Genomic DNA, 19,013 nt, shown 5'->3' on the forward strand with positions numbered 1-19,013 from the left:
TCCCTGATGAGATCGGTGTTAACAACACTTTATGGAGACGCATATGAAATCTTCGCGGCCAAACATGCGCGATGTTGCGCAACTTGCCGGCGTCTCACAGCGCACGGTTTCAAACGTAGTAAACAACTTTCCGCACATCTCCCCTGCTACGCGGAAGGCAGTTGAGGATGCAATCCGTCAACTAGGTTATCGACCAAACATTGCTGCGCAGCGCCTTCGACAGGGTCAGACCCATACCTTGGCGCTCGCAATCCCCAACCTTGCATGGCCCTACTTCGGGGAACTTGCGCATCTGATCCAAGAAGAGGCGCGGAGCAGCGGATACTCGATCATGGTTGTCGAGACTGCAGGTTCGCGCGAACATGAAGTCTCGGTGCTGCGCGACTTCCGCACCAACCTCATTGATGGACTCATCCTCTCCCCCATCGAACTCGACCTCGAAGGCCTCAACCAGCTCGAGTTGGACGCACCGCTGGTACTGCTCGGCGAGAGGATCCAGGATGCGGGTATTCCGCACTTTTCAATGGATAACGTCTCTGCGGCCTCGGAAATGGTGCACCACCTCTACCAGCAGGGCGCGCGCAGTTTCCTCATCCTTGGCTCGACACATACTCGAGCGACTTCCAGCGCGGGCGCACTTCGTCAACGCGGGATCGAGAAGGCACTGACTGAGCTCGGCTTAGATTCATGGGCGTGGCGCAGCGTTGAAGTCTCTCCTTGGACCGCCGAGGGGGCTGAATCAGCTCTCGGTCAGTGGCTGGAATCGAATACGCTTCCCGATGCGATTTTCACGATGAATGACCTTTTGGGGGCAGGTGCTCTACGTGCTCTTTCTCGCGCACAGGTACGCGTCCCCCAAGATGTGCTGGTTTCTTCGTGGGACGACACCGTCCTCTCGCGCTTCTCAACCCCGGCACTCACAACTATTTCCCCGGATACTCACGCAATCGCGCACGAGGCCGTGGCTGGGCTCATCGCGCTCATTGAGGGACGCGGGGACACAGGTGGCAAACAGGCCCCCACATCAAGTGAAGAGCAGAGCAATGAGGAAAGCAAGGCCTCGTCAGTTGATCTCCCACAATCAGTGGCAGACGTGACGGTTTCACACACACTAACAATCCGTCAGTCAACGGTACGCGCTTAAGCTCCTAAGCTCTTAAGCTCCTTCGTTCCTGTTTTAGCTCGCACACCTGCGGCCTCAGAACAGCAATAGGACAGGAATGAGCGAGCTAAAGCAGGAATAGGGCGGAGGGTGAGCAGCCGACGCGCACACATACACTACGCCCAGATACACGTGTGGGCAGACCCGAAGGCCTGCCCACACAAAAAGCTCGAAAAACTCTCAGAGGTTGAGCTGGATCTTGCGTCCGGGGACAGCTTCGATCAGTTCGCGAGTGTATTCCTGAACCGGGTGATCGAAGAGTGCATCGGTCGTGTTTGCCTCGACCAGACGTCCCTTCTCCATAACCACAACATCGTCTGCGATCTGGCGAACAACGGCCAGGTCGTGAGTAATGAAGAGGTAGGACAGTCCAAGCTCAGCTTGCAGGTCGTTGAGCAGGTGCAGAATCTGGTTCTGAACCAGCACGTCCAGTGCGGAAACGGCCTCGTCAAGGACGATTACCTCGGGGTTGAGCGCAAGAGCACGCGCAACCGCGACGCGCTGACGCTGACCACCGGAGAGCTCATTCGGGTAACGACGCATGGCGCTACGCGGCAGGGCAACCAAGTCAAGCAGCTCGGCGACGCGCTCTTCGCGCAGTTTCTTATCGGACTCGGAGTGTCCTTCAAGAGCGGCAACTGCCCACGGCTCGGGGTCACGACCCGTAGCCTTGGCGCGCTCCACTTCCTGCTGAGCGTAGGCCTTCGTACCGTAGCTGTGAATGCGCAACGGTTCTTCGATGATTCGGTAGATCGAATACATCGGGTCGAGCGAACCGTAGGGGTTCTGGAACACGGCCTGCAAGCGGCGACGCAACGCGAAAAGCTGCGCCTCGGTGTACTCCGAGGTGTCCTCACCGTCGAAGAAGATCTTGCCCGAGGTCGACTCCAGCAGGTGGAGGATCATATTCGCGGCAGTTGACTTACCAGAACCGGATTCACCCACGACCGCCAGAGTCTTTCCACGGCGCAGCGTGAAGGAGACATCGTCGACCGCGAGAAGCTTCGAGGCCTCGCCCTTCGCACCGCGGATGTGGAACTCCTTGGTGAGGTGCTCGACGCGAATCATTTCCTCGCTCGAGGCGTTCTTCGCCGAGCCGGTGAACTCTTCTTCCGTGTGCGTGATGCCGCGTGCGTGTGCGGACTCGATACGTGCCGAGGCCAAGGACGGAGCCGCGGAAACCAGACGCTTCGTGTAGGGGTGCTGCGGGTGCTGGAGGATCTCCAAGGCAGGACCGGATTCCACAATGCGACCACGGTGCATAACGACCAGCTGTTCGGCGCGCTCAGCGGCCAGACCCAAGTCGTGAGTAATGAAGAGCACTGCCGTGCCCATTTCCTTGGTCAGCGTCTCAAGGTGATCGAGAATGCGACGCTGAACAGTCACGTCCAGTGCCGAGGTGGGCTCGTCAGCAATGAGCAGCTTCGGACGAGAAGCAAGACCGATAGCGATCAACACGCGCTGACGCATACCGCCCGAGAACTCGTGCGGGTACTGCTTTGCGCGGCGCTCTCCGTCGGGAAGGCCTGCCTGCTCGAGGAGCTCGGTTACTCGCTCCCCTGCCTCGGAGCGGGGAACAATATTGTTCGCCAGCAGAGCTTCCTTCACCTGGGTACCGACGCGAAGAACGGGGTTCAGGTTACTCATCGGATCCTGGGGAACCAAGCCGATGCCGGATCCACGCACTTCGATCCATTCCTTGGAGCTCATCGTCGTGAGCTCCTTACCGTCGAACTCGATGGAGCCGCCGGTGACCTTACCGGTACCCGGAAGCAGGCCAATAACGGCAGCAGCGGTGGTCGACTTACCCGAACCGGACTCGCCCACGATTGCGACGGTCTGACCGGGGTAAATGGTCAGGTTGGCTCCGCGAACGGCGGGAACGACACCGGTCGAGGTCGTGAAGGTGACCTCCAGGTCGGTGATCTTCAGCAAAGGGTTGGCGTCGTCCGGGTGGACTTCGGCCTTCTCAGCACCTTCGAGGATGACCTCGGTGACAGTCTCTTCGAATTGTTCTTCGTTCACTTCTTCGCCTTCGGGTCAAGGGCTTCGCGAACGGCGTCACCCATCGTGATGAAGCTGAGCACGGTCAAGGCCAGTGCCATAGCGGGGTAGAAGAGAACCATCGGTGCCTGCCTCAGGTTATCCTTCGCCTGCGAGATGTCAGCACCCCAAGACACATCCGTCGTGGGAAGACCAATACCCATGAAGGACAGCGAGGCCTCGGCGACGATGAAGGAACCCAGAGCAACCGTCGCGTAGACGATAATCGGTGCCATCGAGTTCGGGATGATGTGGGAGAGCAGGATGCGCCAACGCGATGCACCGGTTGCCTTCGCGGCCGTCACGAATTCTTCGTTCTTGGCGCTCATGACCGAGCCGCGTGTAATACGTGCGATCTGAGTCCAGCCGAACAACGACAAGACCAAGATGACCATCCAGATGTTGCGGTACTGCTTGAACATCTGCATGAAGACAATGGCTGCGAGCAGCAGGGGAACTGCAAAGAAGATGTCGGTGACACGTGAGATCACGGCGTCGATCCAGCCGCCGATGAAGCCGGCGATGGAGCCAAGAGTTGCACCGATCAAGACGACGCAGATCGTCGTCAGGACACCGACGGAAACCGAGGCGCGTGCGCCGTAGATGACGCGGGCGTAAATATCGCAGCCTTGGAAGGTGTAGCCGAAGGGGTGTCCGGCCTCGGGCTTGCCCAAAGAGTGCGAGAGCTCGCAGAAGCGAGGATTGGTGCTCGTGAAGAGCTGCGGGAAGACAGCAACCATGAGGGCAACGAAGATAATGACCGCAGCAATCCAGAACAGGGGACGCTTGCGCAGATTCTTCCACGCTTCCCCCCACATTGAGGCGGGTGCGGATTCATCGGCGACGGCATCAACTGCACCCAAACCGGTCTCATCGATATCCGAGACGTAGTGATCCTGTCCGGCACGAGTACGCGAAATAGCTTGCGAAGGAATGAAATCACTCATAGCGAATCCTCGGATCAAGAACGGCGTACAGCAGGTCAACAAGGAGGTTTGCTGAGATGTAAACCATGACCAAAACTGTCGTGAAGGAAACAACGGTAGCTGCCTCACCGTGAACGATCGCCTGCCACAAGGTACCGCCAACGCCGTTGATGTTGAAGATACCTTCGGTGATAATTGCACCACCCATGAGGCCACCCAAGTCGCCACCGAGGAAGGTTGCGACAGGGATCAGTGAGTTACGCAGAATGTGGCGCGTCATTACGGTGCCCTCTTTCAGGCCCTTAGCGCGTGCGGTACGCACGTAATCGGCAGAGACATTTTCGGACACCGATTGGCGCGTGAGTCTGATGACGTATGCGAGAGAGGTCGCGCCTAGCACAATCGCAGGCATCGTCAAGGATTTAAAGGAAACCGTACTTGCCGTAGCAGGAAGCAATCCCCATTTGATGCCAAGGAAGAACTGCATGAGGAAGCCGATAACGAAGGTCGGCACTGAGATGACAACCAGAGAGAGGACCAAGACCGTAGAGTCGAAGAAACCACCGCGACGCACACCTGCAATAACACCGAAGAGGATACCGAGGATTGCCTCGATCAACAGGGCGTAGATGGCAAGTCGGATGGTGATCGGGAATGCGGTTGCCAGCACCGTCGTTACCGGTTGCTGGGAGAAGGTCTTCCCAAAGTCAAGGGTGAAGATGCCCTTGAGGTAGAGCAGGTACTGCAGCCAGAAAGGCTTATCAAGGTTGTAATCTTCGCGGATTCGAGCTGCCGCAGCCTCGGTTAAGCCCTTATCGCCTCCGAGGGCCGCGACGGGATCACCTGGCATCAGGTGGACCATCGCAAAGATCAGGAACGTTGCTCCAAAGAAGACCGGGATGGTCTGCAGGAGACGTCGTCCGATGTATCGCAGCATGGACAGGTCCTTTATTACATGTGTTTACGAAGAATTTCCGTAAACGTATCGGGGTTCATCATCATGAACGGGGTTTTCACATACGCCTGTAGCTACAAACGGATCAGTGAGATACCGCAAGAGATACACACAAACGCACGCGCACTATCGCTCATAGTAATGCAAAGAAGTGGTAAATGGTCAATCGTGTGTCTTTAATTACGTAGAGAAGACTCTGAAGAATCCCCCATTGAGAATTCACTGAAAGACACACGCTCAATGCGTGTGGGGTGGAAGTCCACAGACTTCCACCCCACACCTCATCCGCTCAAGTATTTAGCGGGGAAGAACTATTTTCAGTTCTTGGTAATCGCGAAGTACTGCACGTTCGAGTTCCAGGTGAACTGAACGTTGCTCACCTTGGTGGACCATGCACCGTTGGTGTTGGCGTACCAGGTCGGGATGACCGGCATGTCCTCGAAGAGCAGCTCTTCGGCCTTGTACTGAAGGTCAAGTGCCTCGGTAGGCGAAGCGGACAGCGAGTCGCTCAGGTACTTGTCAAACTGACTGCTCTTCCAACCGGAGTAGTTGGAGGAAGCGCTCGACGAGTAGGTCGGGAAGAGGAAGTTGTAGAGCGAGGGGTAGTCACCCTGCCAGCCCTGACGGAACGCACCCTTGGTGGTGCCGGCCTTCATATCGCCAAGCAGCGACTTGAAGTCTGCGTATGCATCGCCTTCAGCCTCAATACCCAAGGTGTTCTTGATGGAGTTGCAGGTTGCGTCAACCCACTGCTGGTGGCCACCATCAGAGTTGTAGGAGATGAGGAACTTGCCGCTCCACGGAGAGATGGCGTTGGCCTGCGCCCACAGTTCCTTAGCCTTCTCGGGGTTGTAGGTCAGAACCTCAGAACCCTTCAGGCCTTCCTTATAACCCTCAATTGCGGGGGAAGTGAAGTCCTTGGCGGGGGTACGGGTGCCAGAGAAGACCGTCTTGACAATCGAGTCACGATCGATAGACATTGAGATGGCCTTGCGACGCAGCTTGCCTTCTTCACCGGAGAAGTGCTCCAAGCGCTCAGGAATAGTGATGTACTGGATGACGGCTGCGGGCTGGTTAGCAGTACGCCCGGACAGTTCCTGCTGGTAGCTGGAGAAGACCGAGGAGGGCACGCCATCGAGGACATCGAGGTTATCGGAGCTCAGGTCAGCGTAAGCAGCATCGAGGGACTGGTAGAAGATAATGCGAAGGCCGTTATTCTTCGGGGTACGAGGACCGGAGTAGTTGGGGTTCACGGCCAGATCGATCTGCTTGGAGTGCTGCCAAGCATCCTCACCCTTGGGCATGTAGGGGCCGTTACCCACGGGGTGCTCGCCACCCTTCTTGGGGTCTGCCAGAGTCGAATCGGGAAGCGGAGAGTAGGCGGTGTAGCCCAAGCGCTTCATGAAGTCCGATTCGGGGCCCTTCAGCTTGACGACGAATGTGTAGTCGTCAACGATCTGCAGGCCACCTTCCATGTCGCCAGCGCCGTCATCATCGGTGCCAATAACATCAGCGAAGAAACTTGCGGAACCCTGGTTTTCCTTCGTGGCCATCTTCCATGCCTCGACGAAGTTCTTTGCTAGAACGGGGGTACCGTCGGAGAACTTGCCATCGTGACGCAGCTTGATGGTCCACTCAGTGTTGTCGGCATTGGGTGTGATGGACTCCGCAGCGTCCAGCTGAGTCGAACCGTCGGCCGCGTAGTAAGCGGGGGCCGAGAAGATGCTGGAGACAATGCGGCCACCACCGGTCTCATTGGTGTTAGCCGGGATCAACGGGTTCTGCGGCTCAGAACCATTAACGGTAACAATGTTGTCCGAAGAACCACCATTGGAACCAGTGCTGCCAGAAGAGCATGCGGTCAGTGCCAGACCAAGGACGGCGGGCACTGCCAGCCACGACCTCTTAAGATTCATGAGATTCCTCCTGTAGGAATTCTGTTCAGTCATACGTGCTGATGTCTCAGAAGCTTAGCCCACTTTTTTCTCGAAACCTTCACATGTCCATGATGTAAACATTACATTTCGGTTACAATTACAAAGATTTGGTAAAGAGATATCTGTTAATAGGCTCTCAAATTTGTCAACCTATGCCAGATATCACATCATGACAGATTTTGCTTCCTCGTCAACCATTCATACCCGGTCCGATCAGGCTTATTGCCTTGTCAACAGCTCCCTAAAAGGCGCGAAATTCAAGCTAAAGATGCGAACTAAGCACTGACGATACGAAGCGAAACAGACTAATCTAAACAGTGCAGGACTCGCCGCCTCGAGGACTGGAGCCGGATATTTGACTAGCTTCAGCGATCCAAATATCCGGTTAGACGTTGCGGGTCGGGCGGTTGTGGCACCAGAGCCGCAGCCGCTCGGCCTAGCCTAAATCCATCCTCACCATACAAACGAGGTATTTGGTCGGGGATTTTTTCCAGTTCTCCCGAGGAAATTGGATCAAGAGTACCGTGTGCCATCAGCTGTTCAAGCTGTGACAGTGAGCGAATCGCAATTAGAGCGACATTCTTCGGAAACTCACGCGCGAATTCCGCATAGATTTCTGGATCGTGCTGCCCATCATCACCGACTAAGATCCACTGAATATTTGGGAAAGTACGCGCAAGGCGTCGCAATTCACGCTTCTTATGTTCAACTCCCGAGCGGAACCATCCCGTATTTGATGGACCAAAATCCGTCATCAAGAAGGCCCCCATGGGAAAGTCCGTTCGGCGCAAGAACTCCCGCAAGCCGGGTACCAGATTCCACGGACCAGTCGACAGATACATGACCGGCAAGGCATTCACCTGCCTTCCATGCGCAGCCGAAGAAGACTCCTTATATTCAGCGTGCTTGTCCTGAGCCGAAGGATAGAGGTTGAAACGAGCTACTCGCCGCAAGAACCCCGCCATCCCGGGCACCGCCTCACGATCAGAGACTCTCTCCATCAGTGCATGCTTTGCCGCAGTCAACAAACGCGGAATCATCGAGACAATGATCGTGTCATCAATATCTGAAACAACACCGTAACGTTCATCGTCGCCGATCACTCGTAACGGAACAGCAACAGATTTTGCCGCGCGGATTCGACCAAGGACACGGCCATCTTCTGCCCTACCCACCCGCAAAAGAGACTCTCCCGCAGCGGCGGTCCCTTCAACAGTAGAAGAGGGATACAGGCGATCTCCTTCACAAACACCCATTCGCTGAACATCCACGGCGTTCAGAGGCTGAATCGAAGCGACCTGCCACCCCGGTTCCAAACCGTGTCCTTCAAGCTCAATATCGACGTATCCACCACCATCGGTGAAGACGACCTTCTGGGCTTGACCACAGGTCACCAGAACCGGTTGGAAAGGAACCTGAGCATCAAAAAACTGACGCCATCCTCGCCGCTGGGTCAACCACGAGCGCTCCCCGACTCGATCTTCCATAATCACGCGAGCCAGAACACGCGCACGACTCTGCGAGGCATAACCTCCAAAGCCAACAACACCCGGGTAGAAGCCCGCCCATCCCAGCACTCGAGCAAGCCCCGTCGACGTGGCCTCGTCAAGGCGAGAGGCAACGGAAAGCGCAAGGGAGGGAAGGCTCTTTCGGGCAAACACCAATTTCAGTCCTCATTCAGAAGATCGCGCTGATGCTGCGCTTCTTCCACAGCAGACTTCTCCATGGAACGCCTCAAAGGCGGAAGACCAACGAGCATGATGAGAACCATGACCCATGCAAAGATTGCAATCATCACGTAGGCGCCGCCCGAACCATAACGGTCGGCAGCGGGACCCGCGGCAGAAGATCCTAGCGAAACACCCAGATTAATGGCAGTACTCAACCATGCCAGGCCTTCGGTCTGACGATGTCTGGGAACAGATTTGGTGACCATCATGTTGACGTTCGTCATGGTGGGGGCGCAGGCAATACCGCTGATCAACATGATGACGGCCAAGGCAATGATCGTATGCGCCAGCAGATAGGCGGTCATACCAATTGCCAAGGCGACAACGCCAATCGCAAAGAGCTGCCACAGAGGACGTCGCCAGCTCCGCGCACCGTAGATCAGCGCGGCGATAAACGAGCCAAGCGAGAACATTGCAAGTAGAACACCCGAAAGAGCGGGAACCCCAAGTTCCTTGGTGAAAGCAACAGCAGCAATGTCATTTGCACCGAATTGTGCGCCCATTGCCGCGTAAGTCAGCGTGAGAACGATCATCGCGGGAAGAAGAAGCAGGGATCGTTCGCGTACGGGTGCCGAGGCCGTTGCGCCCTGAGCATCCGATGCCGCGTCCTTTGAGCACTCAGTTCCGTCGCTAGCTACCTGAGCGGCGCGACCAGCCTTCCCCGATGGAAGGGGTTCCGAAGAACGCTGGGATAAGAAGAGAACTGCGCCGACAGAAAGGAAAACAATGGAGACCACAACACCGGTCGTCGGGTGCAGAGCCGTTCCCAAAACCGTTGCGACGACAGGGCCAACAATGTAGACGAATTCATCGACAGCGGCCTCGAGAGCAAATGCGCTATTGAGCTGTGACACCGTGTCGGTGGTGCGGATCCATCGAGCTCGGACCAATGCGCCCGGAGACCCCCAACTCGCACCAGCAATTCCGGCCGAAACGAACAAGATCGACGGCGAAGCCATCTGAAGAATCGCCACGAACAACACGATGGTCGCAACTGCCGACACCGCAAAAACCGGCCCCATGACTTTGAGCTGTCCGTAGCGGTCGACTAGGCGTGCCCACATCGGCGCGCTTACTGCCAAAGCGATGATATTGATCGCCGCCACCGCACCCGCAAGGGTGTAGTTTCCATAAGCCGCCTGGATTGCCAAGATGATCGAGATCGGCATGACGGACATGGGTAGGCGCAAAATGAAGCCGGCGGCTGAAAAACGCCATGCCCGGTTCAGACGAAGAATTTCCCCATAGGTCGACAGCACTGTGCCAGTTTATGCGCTCTGAGGCGCCTTTGGCACTCCCCACGCTTATGGCGCCGCGCACCCCATATAAGTGGGTTAGTTAGTTACTTCAATCTTTCCGTGAGCTCCGGCCTCGGCAAGGCTCATGATGTGGTTCACGAAGGTGTAGGTACCCGGTTCCTTAAAGGAAAGCTCCACAAAACCCCCCTGCGCAGGAAGCATGGGGAAGGTCTGAGATCCCCCTCCCCCACGGCTAATGGCATTGCCGCCGTCGATGAGCGTGTACCCACCTTCATCCCAAACGGTATCGAATTGACCACCGACGATGTGGAAGGACATGGCGGTATTTGGGCCCGAATCCATCAGCCAGAAACGCACGCGCTGACCGACCTTCACCTTGAGGGGGTGCGCATCGTACTGGAAGGGGCGACCGTTGAATCCCTGCAGGTCAGGCATCATCGAGGCGATCTTCGTTGCGTTCGCAGTACCACCGTTGTCCCCCAAGTACAGCTCGGTCGCAACCATCGCGTACTCGTGATCCACTGGGCGCAGATCAGTGGGGTCAATAATCACCGCACCGGTCATGCCGTTAGCAATGTGCATAGACATGGGGTGCGTCGAGCAGTGATACATCCAGATACCGGCTGCCTTCGCTGTGAAGGTGTATTCCAATGTTTGCCCCGGATCGATGGTCTTCATGGCCTCATCCGGCGCAATATCACCCGCGTGGAAGTCCAGAGAGTGCCCCATGGTTCCTTCGTTTTTGAGGGTGATGTGGAAGGTGTCGCCAATCTTTCCACGGAGGGTGGGTGCGGGAGTGTTCCCGTTGAAAGTCCAGACCGTCCGACTGACATCATCGCTCAGGTTCTGCACGATATCATCGCGTGCAACCAGGGTGTAGTAGTGATCTTTTTCTTCCGAGGCCGGTGCAACTTCAGCGGGATAGGGATCGACTTTCGCCGCATAGGCTCGCAGTTGGTCTGCAGTTGGGATTCCCGTCCCCGTTGCAACCTCGTGGTTGTGGGAGGCGCCGCCAGAGTGCGAGCCTGCTGAGGCAGAGCCGCCCGGTGCTCCATCGGCGACGATGCTCAGTGTCATCCCCATCTCACGGTGTCCTGGCAGTGAGCACCAGCCTTCGGTATCGGCTGTGATCACTCCGGCATCCAGCTCCGCGCTTGCACCGGGGGCCAGAGAGCCGGTCGTTTGACCGCTAGCAAGAACGAGATCATGTCGTTGCTCCGCGGTGTTTGTGAAAGTGATGTGCAGTCGATTTCCCGCAGGAACATGAATGACAGAGGGAGTGAAGGACATCCCTTGGACGCCGATTTCCACGTGGGTGGTCTCGCCGGTTTCTTTCACCTGAGTTGATGAGGCCACGCTTGAGGTATTCCCCGCCACTGAGTTTTGCGTTGCGTTACTTCCGCCAGCTAGGACACTGGCAAGAACCAGTGCGACAACAGCGCCAAGGCCAGTGAAGACCATTGCTGCCCGCGAGGGTCCGGTGGTTTCTTCGCTCATTGAGCCTTCCTACTTTCACTCATCTCTTTGATGCGTTCTAGACGCGCTCGTGCTTGATTTTTTCCCGCGCGCGCAAACATCACGATGTCAATTGCGAAGGTCATAATCACGACCAGCCAGAGCGCGTATCGAAGAGTAGTAACCGCTGTGCTTGCGGCAGCACAGAAAAGGACAACTTGAAGGAACAGGGCTCCATTTCTCAGCGACACGCGCAACGCAAACTGCCAGTCAAGAATCGCGATACCAATTCTGACAACCGAAGGACCGCCTCCGATGACAACTGGCATCAGATAGCTCAGTGCTCCCTCAAAAAGCTGGACAAAACCACCCGCTCCAATAATCGGAAGCCACATCATGGTCAGTACCCGTATCTGGCTCGGCGTACTGACAAAAAGCGCCATGATTCCCAAGAAAAGAATGCCGAGGGCAATCCATCCCAATCCGATCAGGAATGACCATGCGGAATACTCTTGAGGTTTCTTTGCTGCTAAAACACGCGCATAGGGGATAAGAATTCCCATAATCGCGCAGGCTGCCGCACCTAAAATTCCGGCACCGACTAGGGGCATAACTCCTAAGAGAGCTCCACATACCGCGATCAGCAAACTGACGCACCAGGGCGGAAGAACTTTAATACCCCAAGAAACTGCATCGGGAGACATCCGCGTACGCAAGATTGTTGGCCCCAAGGTAATCGCGGTGCCGCCGATGCTTAATCCCAACCAACCACCGACGCCACTGAGTGCATGCGCAAAGGTCAGACGATCGCGCATCGCCAGGAAGGCCTCGGGAATGGAAGAAGAAAACATTGTGGTGGTGACGAAACCAGCAAGAAGTGCGGTGAGTACAAAGAAAGCTGCGGCACACACGTAGTAGCGCACGACAATGACAAAGCGCGAGGCCAAACGCTCGCGAAGAACCGACAGCATCGCGGCTCCATGCCAGGCAGCAATTGCAGCAATACCCGTTGCCGCAACGACAGTTCCGATGAACCAACCAAGCCACATCGAAATAAAGAGCAAAGCAAAACATGCATTGAAGCCCAACATCCGACGCAGGTTGTCCGAGTGGGCTCTGCGATCATCGGCTGCCAGACGTGCAAGGGAGCGGGCAAAAAACCATGACCATTGGAAAATTCCATTGCTTAAGACGCCTAATGTCACCAAGTGGATCATGGTCCACAGAGGCTGCGGCATGTGGCGGTGAAGGAAGAGGGTTACTACTGCCATGAGAACCGCGATGATCATCCACGTGGTTCCCAAGCGATCGATGCGCATTCGGGAGGGGCGTCCGCGTCCCGGGGCGCCGGTGGGAGCGCCCGCCGGTCCCGCACCGATACTCAGTCCCGCCCCAGAAGAAGAAATCTCAGGCATGGGCGCTCCGATCACGCCTTGTGTTCGCAATTGTCACGCTCGCAGTCGTAATCACGAAGAGGAGGAATGCGCACACTCCCAGCGCTCCGCCAAAGCGCCAGGGAAGTGCGGCCTCGCGCGCGCCAGACAGGAAACGAATCAGCAAGCTCAGGTGGAAAAGAGCCAAAGGGACCCACATCGAGAAGTGGTAGGGAACCTCGCGACGAATCACCGAGGGAATAATAACCGGCGCGTGCGCAATGACCATGGAGACTGCAAAACCCACTGTCAGGGCGTGGACAATCGCATCGTAGCCGTAGCCGGAAAAGCTTGGTGGCGCGGCGATCCAGAGGAGAGCAGGAAGCAGTGCCCACCCATATCCCGCGAGCATCGCAACTGCTGAAAGACGCGGGATTCCAGGGATTTTGATGGTTTTGAGGGCGACGTCGTGATAACCCATATCGATCGCAAGGGCCGCAAGGGAGATCCCCAGAAGCGGGTAGGCGACAAGGGGAACAATCAGCGTGAGCGCAAGCGAGATGAACAGAGCAGCGACCCAGACCAAGATTCGTTTCTCGGTTGTCTCACTGAAGGCAAGGCGTGCCAGCTCAAGTCGCTCACCGATGATCGTCAGAACCAAGAAGAATAGCCACCAGGGCATGATGAGAGCGACTTCTAGACCTCGCATCCACAAGAGGATCCCACACAGGCCGACGCAGGCAGCGATCAGCTGGATGAGGACTGCGTAGGAGGCCTGACGTTTTCTCCACACGTGCCGATAGATCATGATCAGGGTGATCATGGAGATTGTCCACAGAACTGCCGGAAGCATCCGTTGGGATTGATATCCGGGAAGGATGCGGCTCAGGTAAGCCGGAAGCGGCAATGTGGCAATGAAATTGGCAACCGCAGGGCTTTGAGAGATGACGATGGCGGCAATTCCCGCGAGCGCCGAGGCGGCCGGGGAAAGGTAGGCCCAACGAGAGTTCAGCGCTACCGCACGTTCTAAACAGATCGCTGTTCCTAGGAAGCCGTAGACCATAAGGATTCCGTGGATTGCACCCAAATCAGTAGAGCCCACGGGAGCAAGAGCACCCAAGCGAACAAGAGCAGCGTCAAGCCCCGCAAGAAGTCCGACTGCCGCACCCATGAGGAGGATCATCCGGCGCCAGGGAAAAGGCGGACGTGCAGAGGTTAAGGTATCCGCACCTTCGCGCGTTTTCTCCACCATTTTTACCGGCCCTCTCCTGCTTTATTGAGACCCCTTAAAGGTACCGGTCAGGAGGCTCTTTTTCCACCAAGGCCGCAAATCCTGAACGTGAATAACAGTGGGGTGCAGCGCCGCAATGCAACTCCGCACCCCACAACGCTTTCTCTGCGAAACTCAGCCCTTCAAGGCCTCGCTCACCAATTGCTTCGCCGCTTCCTGAACCTGAGCAAGGTGCTCGGCCCCACGGAAGGACTCGGCATAGATCTTGTAGACATCCTCGGTGCCCGACGGACGGGCAGCAAACCACGCAACGTCGGTTGTGACCTTCAGACCACCGATCGCAGCATCGTTACCCGGAGCGCGCACGAGCTTTGCGGTGATGGGGTCACCGGCCAGTTCGGTTGCGGAAACATCCTCGGGCGACAAAGCTGCGAGCTTTGCCTTTTCTTCACGGTTCGCAGGCGCATCGATTCGCGCATAAGCCGAGGCCCCGAAACGTTCGACCTGTTCTTCGTGCAGCTGCGAGGGCGTCTTGCCGGTAACAGCCAGAATCTCAGAGGCAAGCAGCGCCAAGATAATTCCGTCCTTATCGGTGGACCACACGGTGCCATCCTTACGAAGGAAGGAGGCTCCTGCGCTTTCCTCGCCACCGAAACCGAGCTCAGCACTAACCAAACCGGGAACGAAGTACTTGAAGCCGACGGGGACCTCAACGAGCTTTCGGCCAATCGAATCAGCAACGCGGTCGATGAGGGCCGAGGACACCAGGGTCTTACCGACCGCAGCTTCTGCGGGCCAGTTCGGGCGATGCGTGAACAGGTACTCGATCGCAACGGCCAGGTAGTGGTTCGGATTCATCAAACCGTCGGGCGTCACGATTCCGTGACGGTCCGAGTCGGCGTCATTTCCGGTCGCAATGTCGTAGGGAGTATTTCCGTTCTCATCCGGAGTCATTGCATCGCGAAGAGAAGCCATCGCATAGGGAGAGGAGCAATCCATGCGGATCTTTCCATCCCAGTCCAGTGTCATGAAGGACCATGCGGGGTCAACCTTGGGGTTCACAACGGTCAGTTCCAAGCCGTAACGCTCGGCGATCGCTCCCCAGTAGTCCACCGAAGCGCCACCGAGGGGATCGGCGCCAATGCGCACGCCGGCCTCGCGAATCGCATCAATATCGATCACCTGGTCAAGCTGATCGACATAGTAGGCGAGGTAATCGAAACGGTGGATGCTGGGGTGATCCAGCAGGTCCGAACCCAGCACGCGATCGACGCTGCGCCAGCCCTTTTCAAGGATTTCGTTTGCGCGCTTGGCGATCCACGAGGTCGCATCGGAGTCCGCGGGACCACCGTGAGGCGGGTTGTACTTGAATCCGCCGTCACGAGGCGGGTTGTGGCTGGGGGTGACAACAATACCGTCGGCCAGCCCTTCCCCAGTCGTACGCAGGTGCTTGGGAGCTCCATTTGCACCGAGAATCGCCACAGAAACCGCAGGGGTCGGAGTGTAGGAACCACGTGCGTCGATGCGAACATCGACATTATTTGCGGCCAAGACTTCCAGGGCGGTGCGCCATGCGGGTTCACTCAGCGCGTGGGTGTCACGACCGATGAAAAGCGGGCCGTTGAAACCCTGCTCGGCTCGGTAGTCAACAATCGCCTGGGTAATCGCAGCGATGTGTGCTTCATTGAACTTGCCATCGAATGCGCTACCGCGGTGACCGGAGGTACCAAAAGACACCCGTTGATCGGGGTTTGAGGGATCCGGCTCAATGTCGTAATACGCAGAAATCAGCGCATCAATATCAGTAAGGTCTTCGGGAAGGGCAACAGTGCCAGCTCGATCAAACATGCTTTTAGTCTGCAATGTTTCCCTAAACCGTGCAAGGTATTTCACGATAAGGGACAGATTCACTCCGCAAGCAGATTGGCCTACTCACACGCTTTACTCCCTTGCGTTAAACTCAATGTGAATGTCGCCCCGGCAACGACGCAGCGCGACATGCATGGAAGACAAAGGAGACCCCCATGGGCTGGTTGGATTCGATCGAGCACAATCGCTGGCTGTCAGCACAACTTCAAGCACTGATCGCAGAAGCAAAAGTGAGTACGACGCCTTCGGGGTTTAGTGAAGGTCCAGACGGCGAGGAACCCAGTGAACGCGATCAATTCAGCCTCAGCGCTCGAATGCTCCACGCTTTTTCCTTGGGAACGCTTCTTGGCCTTCCTGGTTCACGACGCTATGCCGACCACGCGACTAAGACTCTTCGCCGTGTCATCCACGATCATCTTCACAAGCTTCCCGAAGCGACTGCCACCGACGATCCGGAAACCATCAATTCCGATGAATACAAGGCTGACGTGCGCAGCGGAGAAATCGACTACCAGCTTGATAACGCACTGCTCATCAGTGCGAGCGCGGCCGCGACGGTTGCCAATCGCCCCAGTGCCCACGAGCTCCTCCTTGATGCCCTCCACGAGCAAGAGCGCCGTTGGCTTGCCCCCAACGGACTGGTCTACGGAGCCATAGCCTCGGGAAGTACGCAGCACAAGGCGCCAATTATCTCCCTTGGAACCCTTGCTTCGACCGCCGAGGCGTACCTAGCAGCTGCCGAGGCAACCGCCGACCCCGTATGGATCGACCGAGCCGAATCCATCACCCGCACGGTCGTGCAGATGGGAAGCGAGGCCTCGTGGAGGGTGGGCGAATACATCGATATCGAGGAGCTCTCCCCCGTTCCTCAAACCGAGGCCGATTGGTCGAAGAAATGGGAGCATTGGTCTGCAACTCCGGTGCTTGAAGGCGTGCAGATCGGCAGCTTGCTGCGCTGGTCCCGGCTGTGCATTCAGGTTCGCGCAGCCTTGAGGTCCCTAGGGCGTAAGAGTGATGACGCGCTTCTCGAAGCCGGGCAAGACTTCTTCGAGCGAGCACGCGTTGATGGATGGCGTAAGAAGGGCTACGCGGGATTTGTGACCTCGGTGGGCTTCGAGCATCACGAGGCGGAAATTCTGGACGACCGACACTTCATGTGGGTCGCCTGTGAAGGCGTCTGCGCCGCGGTATCACTTGCACGAGCACTGCGCGATGACGGTGCCAGCGAAGGTGAAGTCGAGCACTACGAACACTGTTACCGCTCGTGGTTGGATTTCATTAACGATGAGCTTATTGTCCAGCCTGGACAGTGGCTTCATGCCTTGTCCTTTGACAATGAGCGGATTGAAGAGTCGAGGCCTCGCAGCGGCGATATCGCCTGGGCAATTCAGTGCGTTTTGGTTGGCCGAGTGCCGATGTGGCCACCGTTTGCTTCCGCGATTTCCCGAGGCCTATTGGACCATCCAGAAGAGGCGCCAGCTGACCGTCGTTCGTGGGTGCCTTTCCGTCGCCACCGCTGAGAAATAAAGGGATCGAGGGCACATTTGGAAAGACGAATGTGCGAATAGATCAAGATCCGCTATGATTGGCGGGTCTGGAGGGCTGACCGAGTGGCCGAAGGTGACGGTCTTGAAAACCGTTGTGTCAGCAATGGCACCAGGGGTTCGAATCCCTTGCCCTCCGCTGTACCGGCGATACTGAGCTTCCCAGCGTGCGCATTTCGCGCGCGAAGGGAAAATGCCTTAGAGTAGTCGGCACTGGAGACGTCGCATAGTCCGGTCGAGTGCGCCTCCCTGCTAAGGAGGTAGGGGTTCACGCCCCTCGCGGGTTCAAATCCCGCCGTCTCCGCAAACAGCCCCGTGGTTCCGTTGGAATCGCGGGGCTTTGTCACATTTTCTGAGCAGGTCTCTGACCCACTAGCATCCAAACCCAACCGGTTGCACTAACCGTCTTATCCCAATGCGGACCAAAACAAGCTCTTAAGAGGTGCGGCACGAAATTCAGATGCAGCACCTAAGAGCATCCATGGAACATCCACTTTTGTACTTTTAACTGATAGAATCCAAGCTGCGGGCCTAGGGTTTTACGTACTTCCAATCAGCCTTCACGCCCCCATCAACACCTACTACGAAAGCCCAGCATCCGATGAGTGCACAGAACCACTACGAAAGATCGACCATTAACTATCGGTCAATATTCGACTACTACACATTCAAATTCAAACCGTGGAAGCACTTCATCACCCCTCTCGCAAAAACAAGTGGTGTCCTGTTCTTGTTGACGCTTGTAGCTGGCTTATTCTCAGAGTCATTCCAAGGGCTATGCCTTGGTCTCACGGTGCTCACTGCCATTGGTTGCGGCACATGCGTATACCTACATTGGCAAGACCAAGAAACATTCAAAAAAATTGTGCAAACATTCCACGCCGAGGTCGATGAGACCATTAGAACGGAACAATCAATCGATCTAGCAGCCAAAGGCGATTCTGAGGATAACGACGTTGCTCCATTTTTCTCGTTTGCCGCAGCTGAATATGAACTACCCGACCCCAATAACTCATCACAGAGAACAGTCTGGGGGAACACATCAGATCGCGATACAACAGATCCAGATGCCCGTCTTTTCTCTACTTTTCGAATGTGCGCATTGTATTCAGTCAAAGGCTGGCTCTACGGCAGTGAAATCGTTTTCGACCTCCGTCACCCGTATCGCGAGCAGATCGCAAGTTACCAGTGGCCAGCAAAAGATGTGAGCATCTCATCTCAGACAATTTCTACTCCCGACGGCGGCACAGCACTTGCACTTGTAGTTTCCAATGGCGGGAATACGTGGACGATAAACCAGCCAAACACCCCAGCAAGCAGCGCACATATTGCAGCCTTGCAAAAGTTTGTACGCGATGCTCGAAACTAAGCCTAGCCACACCTCATTATTACACTCACCTTTTCAATGGCGGCGCCAGGTAATCGGTTAGACTTCATACAGCCCCGCGGTTCCCTTGGAATCGCGGGGCTTCGTTGTACCCGGAACACACAGCATACAAATGGCCATCAGTCAACCACTTTTTTGAAAG

13 protein-coding genes and 2 tRNA genes are annotated in these 19,013 nt (G+C 56.4%); 5 read left to right on the top strand and 10 right to left on the bottom strand.

Going from position 1 to position 19,013, the window contains the following annotated elements:
* The first annotated feature begins 43 nt into the window (after nucleotides 1–43).
* Nucleotides 44–1,144: a LacI family DNA-binding transcriptional regulator gene (locus KHW85_RS04095; RefSeq protein WP_291458907.1), complete on the top strand. Its 1,101-nt coding sequence runs from the start codon at nucleotides 44–46 to the stop codon at nucleotides 1,142–1,144.
* A gap of 198 nt (nucleotides 1,145–1,342) precedes the next feature.
* Here KHW85_RS04095 and KHW85_RS04100 read toward each other — a convergent pair whose 3' ends face one another.
* From KHW85_RS04100 to pgm, 10 genes are all read right to left on the bottom strand, one after another.
* A complete protein-coding gene (locus tag KHW85_RS04100; protein WP_291458939.1) occupies nucleotides 1,343–3,148 on the bottom strand; it encodes an ABC transporter ATP-binding protein in 1,806 nt (601 codons plus the stop codon).
* Nucleotides 3,149–3,183: 35 nt separating this feature from the next.
* Nucleotides 3,184–4,152 (bottom strand): ABC transporter permease, encoded by a 969-nt coding sequence (locus tag KHW85_RS04105; RefSeq protein ID WP_291458908.1) that lies wholly within the window; start codon nucleotides 4,150–4,152, stop codon nucleotides 3,184–3,186.
* Nucleotides 4,145–5,068, bottom strand: coding sequence for an ABC transporter permease (locus KHW85_RS04110; protein ID WP_291458909.1), 924 nt, complete (start codon nucleotides 5,066–5,068; stop codon nucleotides 4,145–4,147). The genes KHW85_RS04105 and KHW85_RS04110 overlap by 8 nt, the downstream gene beginning before the upstream one ends.
* Before the next feature lie 335 nt (nucleotides 5,069–5,403).
* Nucleotides 5,404–7,002: an ABC transporter substrate-binding protein gene (locus KHW85_RS04115; RefSeq protein ID WP_291458910.1), complete on the bottom strand. Its 1,599-nt coding sequence runs from the start codon at nucleotides 7,000–7,002 to the stop codon at nucleotides 5,404–5,406.
* Nucleotides 7,003–7,388: 386 nt separating this feature from the next.
* Nucleotides 7,389–8,684: a phosphatase domain-containing protein gene (locus KHW85_RS04120; protein WP_291458911.1), complete on the bottom strand. Its 1,296-nt coding sequence runs from the start codon at nucleotides 8,682–8,684 to the stop codon at nucleotides 7,389–7,391.
* 5 nt (nucleotides 8,685–8,689) lie between these two features.
* Nucleotides 8,690–10,012 (bottom strand): MFS transporter, encoded by a 1,323-nt coding sequence (locus KHW85_RS04125; RefSeq protein WP_291458912.1) that lies wholly within the window; start codon nucleotides 10,010–10,012, stop codon nucleotides 8,690–8,692.
* A gap of 75 nt (nucleotides 10,013–10,087) precedes the next feature.
* Nucleotides 10,088–11,509, bottom strand: coding sequence for a multicopper oxidase domain-containing protein (locus KHW85_RS04130; protein WP_291458913.1), 1,422 nt, complete (start codon nucleotides 11,507–11,509; stop codon nucleotides 10,088–10,090).
* A complete protein-coding gene (locus tag KHW85_RS04135; RefSeq protein WP_178705762.1) occupies nucleotides 11,506–12,882 on the bottom strand; it encodes a hypothetical protein in 1,377 nt (458 codons plus the stop codon). Before KHW85_RS04135 ends, KHW85_RS04130 begins: the two co-directional genes overlap by 4 nt.
* A complete protein-coding gene (locus KHW85_RS04140) occupies nucleotides 12,875–14,092 on the bottom strand; it encodes a hypothetical protein (protein ID WP_291458914.1) in 1,218 nt (405 codons plus the stop codon). The genes KHW85_RS04135 and KHW85_RS04140 overlap by 8 nt, the downstream gene beginning before the upstream one ends.
* Before the next feature lie 153 nt (nucleotides 14,093–14,245).
* Nucleotides 14,246–15,919: a phosphoglucomutase (alpha-D-glucose-1,6-bisphosphate-dependent) gene (gene pgm, locus KHW85_RS04145; protein ID WP_178705765.1), complete on the bottom strand. Its 1,674-nt coding sequence runs from the start codon at nucleotides 15,917–15,919 to the stop codon at nucleotides 14,246–14,248.
* A 176-nt stretch (nucleotides 15,920–16,095) separates the two neighbouring features.
* On the opposite strand from pgm, the gene KHW85_RS04150 reads away from it, so the two are divergent.
* The 4 genes from KHW85_RS04150 to KHW85_RS04165 all read left to right on the top strand — a co-directional run bounded on the left by KHW85_RS04150 (nucleotide 16,096) and on the right by KHW85_RS04165 (nucleotide 18,853).
* Complete coding sequence (locus KHW85_RS04150) at nucleotides 16,096–17,460, top strand: AGE family epimerase/isomerase (protein WP_178705768.1); 1,365 nt, start codon at nucleotides 16,096–16,098, stop codon at nucleotides 17,458–17,460.
* A 76-nt stretch (nucleotides 17,461–17,536) separates the two neighbouring features.
* Nucleotides 17,537–17,623, top strand: a tRNA-Ser gene (locus tag KHW85_RS04155).
* Between the two features lie 76 nt (nucleotides 17,624–17,699).
* Nucleotides 17,700–17,788, top strand: a tRNA-Ser gene (locus KHW85_RS04160).
* A gap of 297 nt (nucleotides 17,789–18,085) precedes the next feature.
* Nucleotides 18,086–18,853 carry a hypothetical protein gene (locus tag KHW85_RS04165; protein ID WP_291458915.1) on the top strand — a complete coding sequence of 256 codons (768 nt, stop codon included), beginning with the start codon at nucleotides 18,086–18,088 and terminating at the stop codon, nucleotides 18,851–18,853.
* The last annotated feature ends 160 nt before the right edge of the window (nucleotides 18,854–19,013 follow it).

This window comes from Actinomyces sp. oral taxon 181, from assembly GCF_018370895.1.
Classification (GTDB): Bacteria; Actinomycetota; Actinomycetes; order Actinomycetales; family Actinomycetaceae; genus Pauljensenia.

Bases quoted from the DNA above. Each gene is read 5' to 3' on its own strand.
- KHW85_RS04095 (WP_291458907.1), top strand. From the start codon at position 44: ATGAAATCTTCGCGGCCAAACATGCGCGATGTTGCGCAACTTGCCGGC.
- KHW85_RS04105 (WP_291458908.1), bottom strand. From the start codon at position 4,152: ATGAGTGATTTCATTCCTTCGCAAGCTATTTCGCGTACTCGTGCCGGA.
- KHW85_RS04110 (WP_291458909.1), bottom strand. From the start codon at position 5,068: ATGCTGCGATACATCGGACGACGTCTCCTGCAGACCATCCCGGTCTTC.
- KHW85_RS04115 (WP_291458910.1), bottom strand. From the start codon at position 7,002: ATGAATCTTAAGAGGTCGTGGCTGGCAGTGCCCGCCGTCCTTGGTCTG.
- KHW85_RS04130 (WP_291458913.1), bottom strand. From the start codon at position 11,509: ATGAGCGAAGAAACCACCGGACCCTCGCGGGCAGCAATGGTCTTCACT.
- KHW85_RS04135 (WP_178705762.1), bottom strand. From the start codon at position 12,882: ATGCCTGAGATTTCTTCTTCTGGGGCGGGACTGAGTATCGGTGCGGGA.
- KHW85_RS04140 (WP_291458914.1), bottom strand. From the start codon at position 14,092: ATGGTGGAGAAAACGCGCGAAGGTGCGGATACCTTAACCTCTGCACGT.
- pgm (WP_178705765.1), bottom strand. From the start codon at position 15,919: ATGTTTGATCGAGCTGGCACTGTTGCCCTTCCCGAAGACCTTACTGAT.
- KHW85_RS04150 (WP_178705768.1), top strand. From the start codon at position 16,096: ATGGGCTGGTTGGATTCGATCGAGCACAATCGCTGGCTGTCAGCACAA.
- KHW85_RS04165 (WP_291458915.1), top strand. From the start codon at position 18,086: ATGAGTGCACAGAACCACTACGAAAGATCGACCATTAACTATCGGTCA.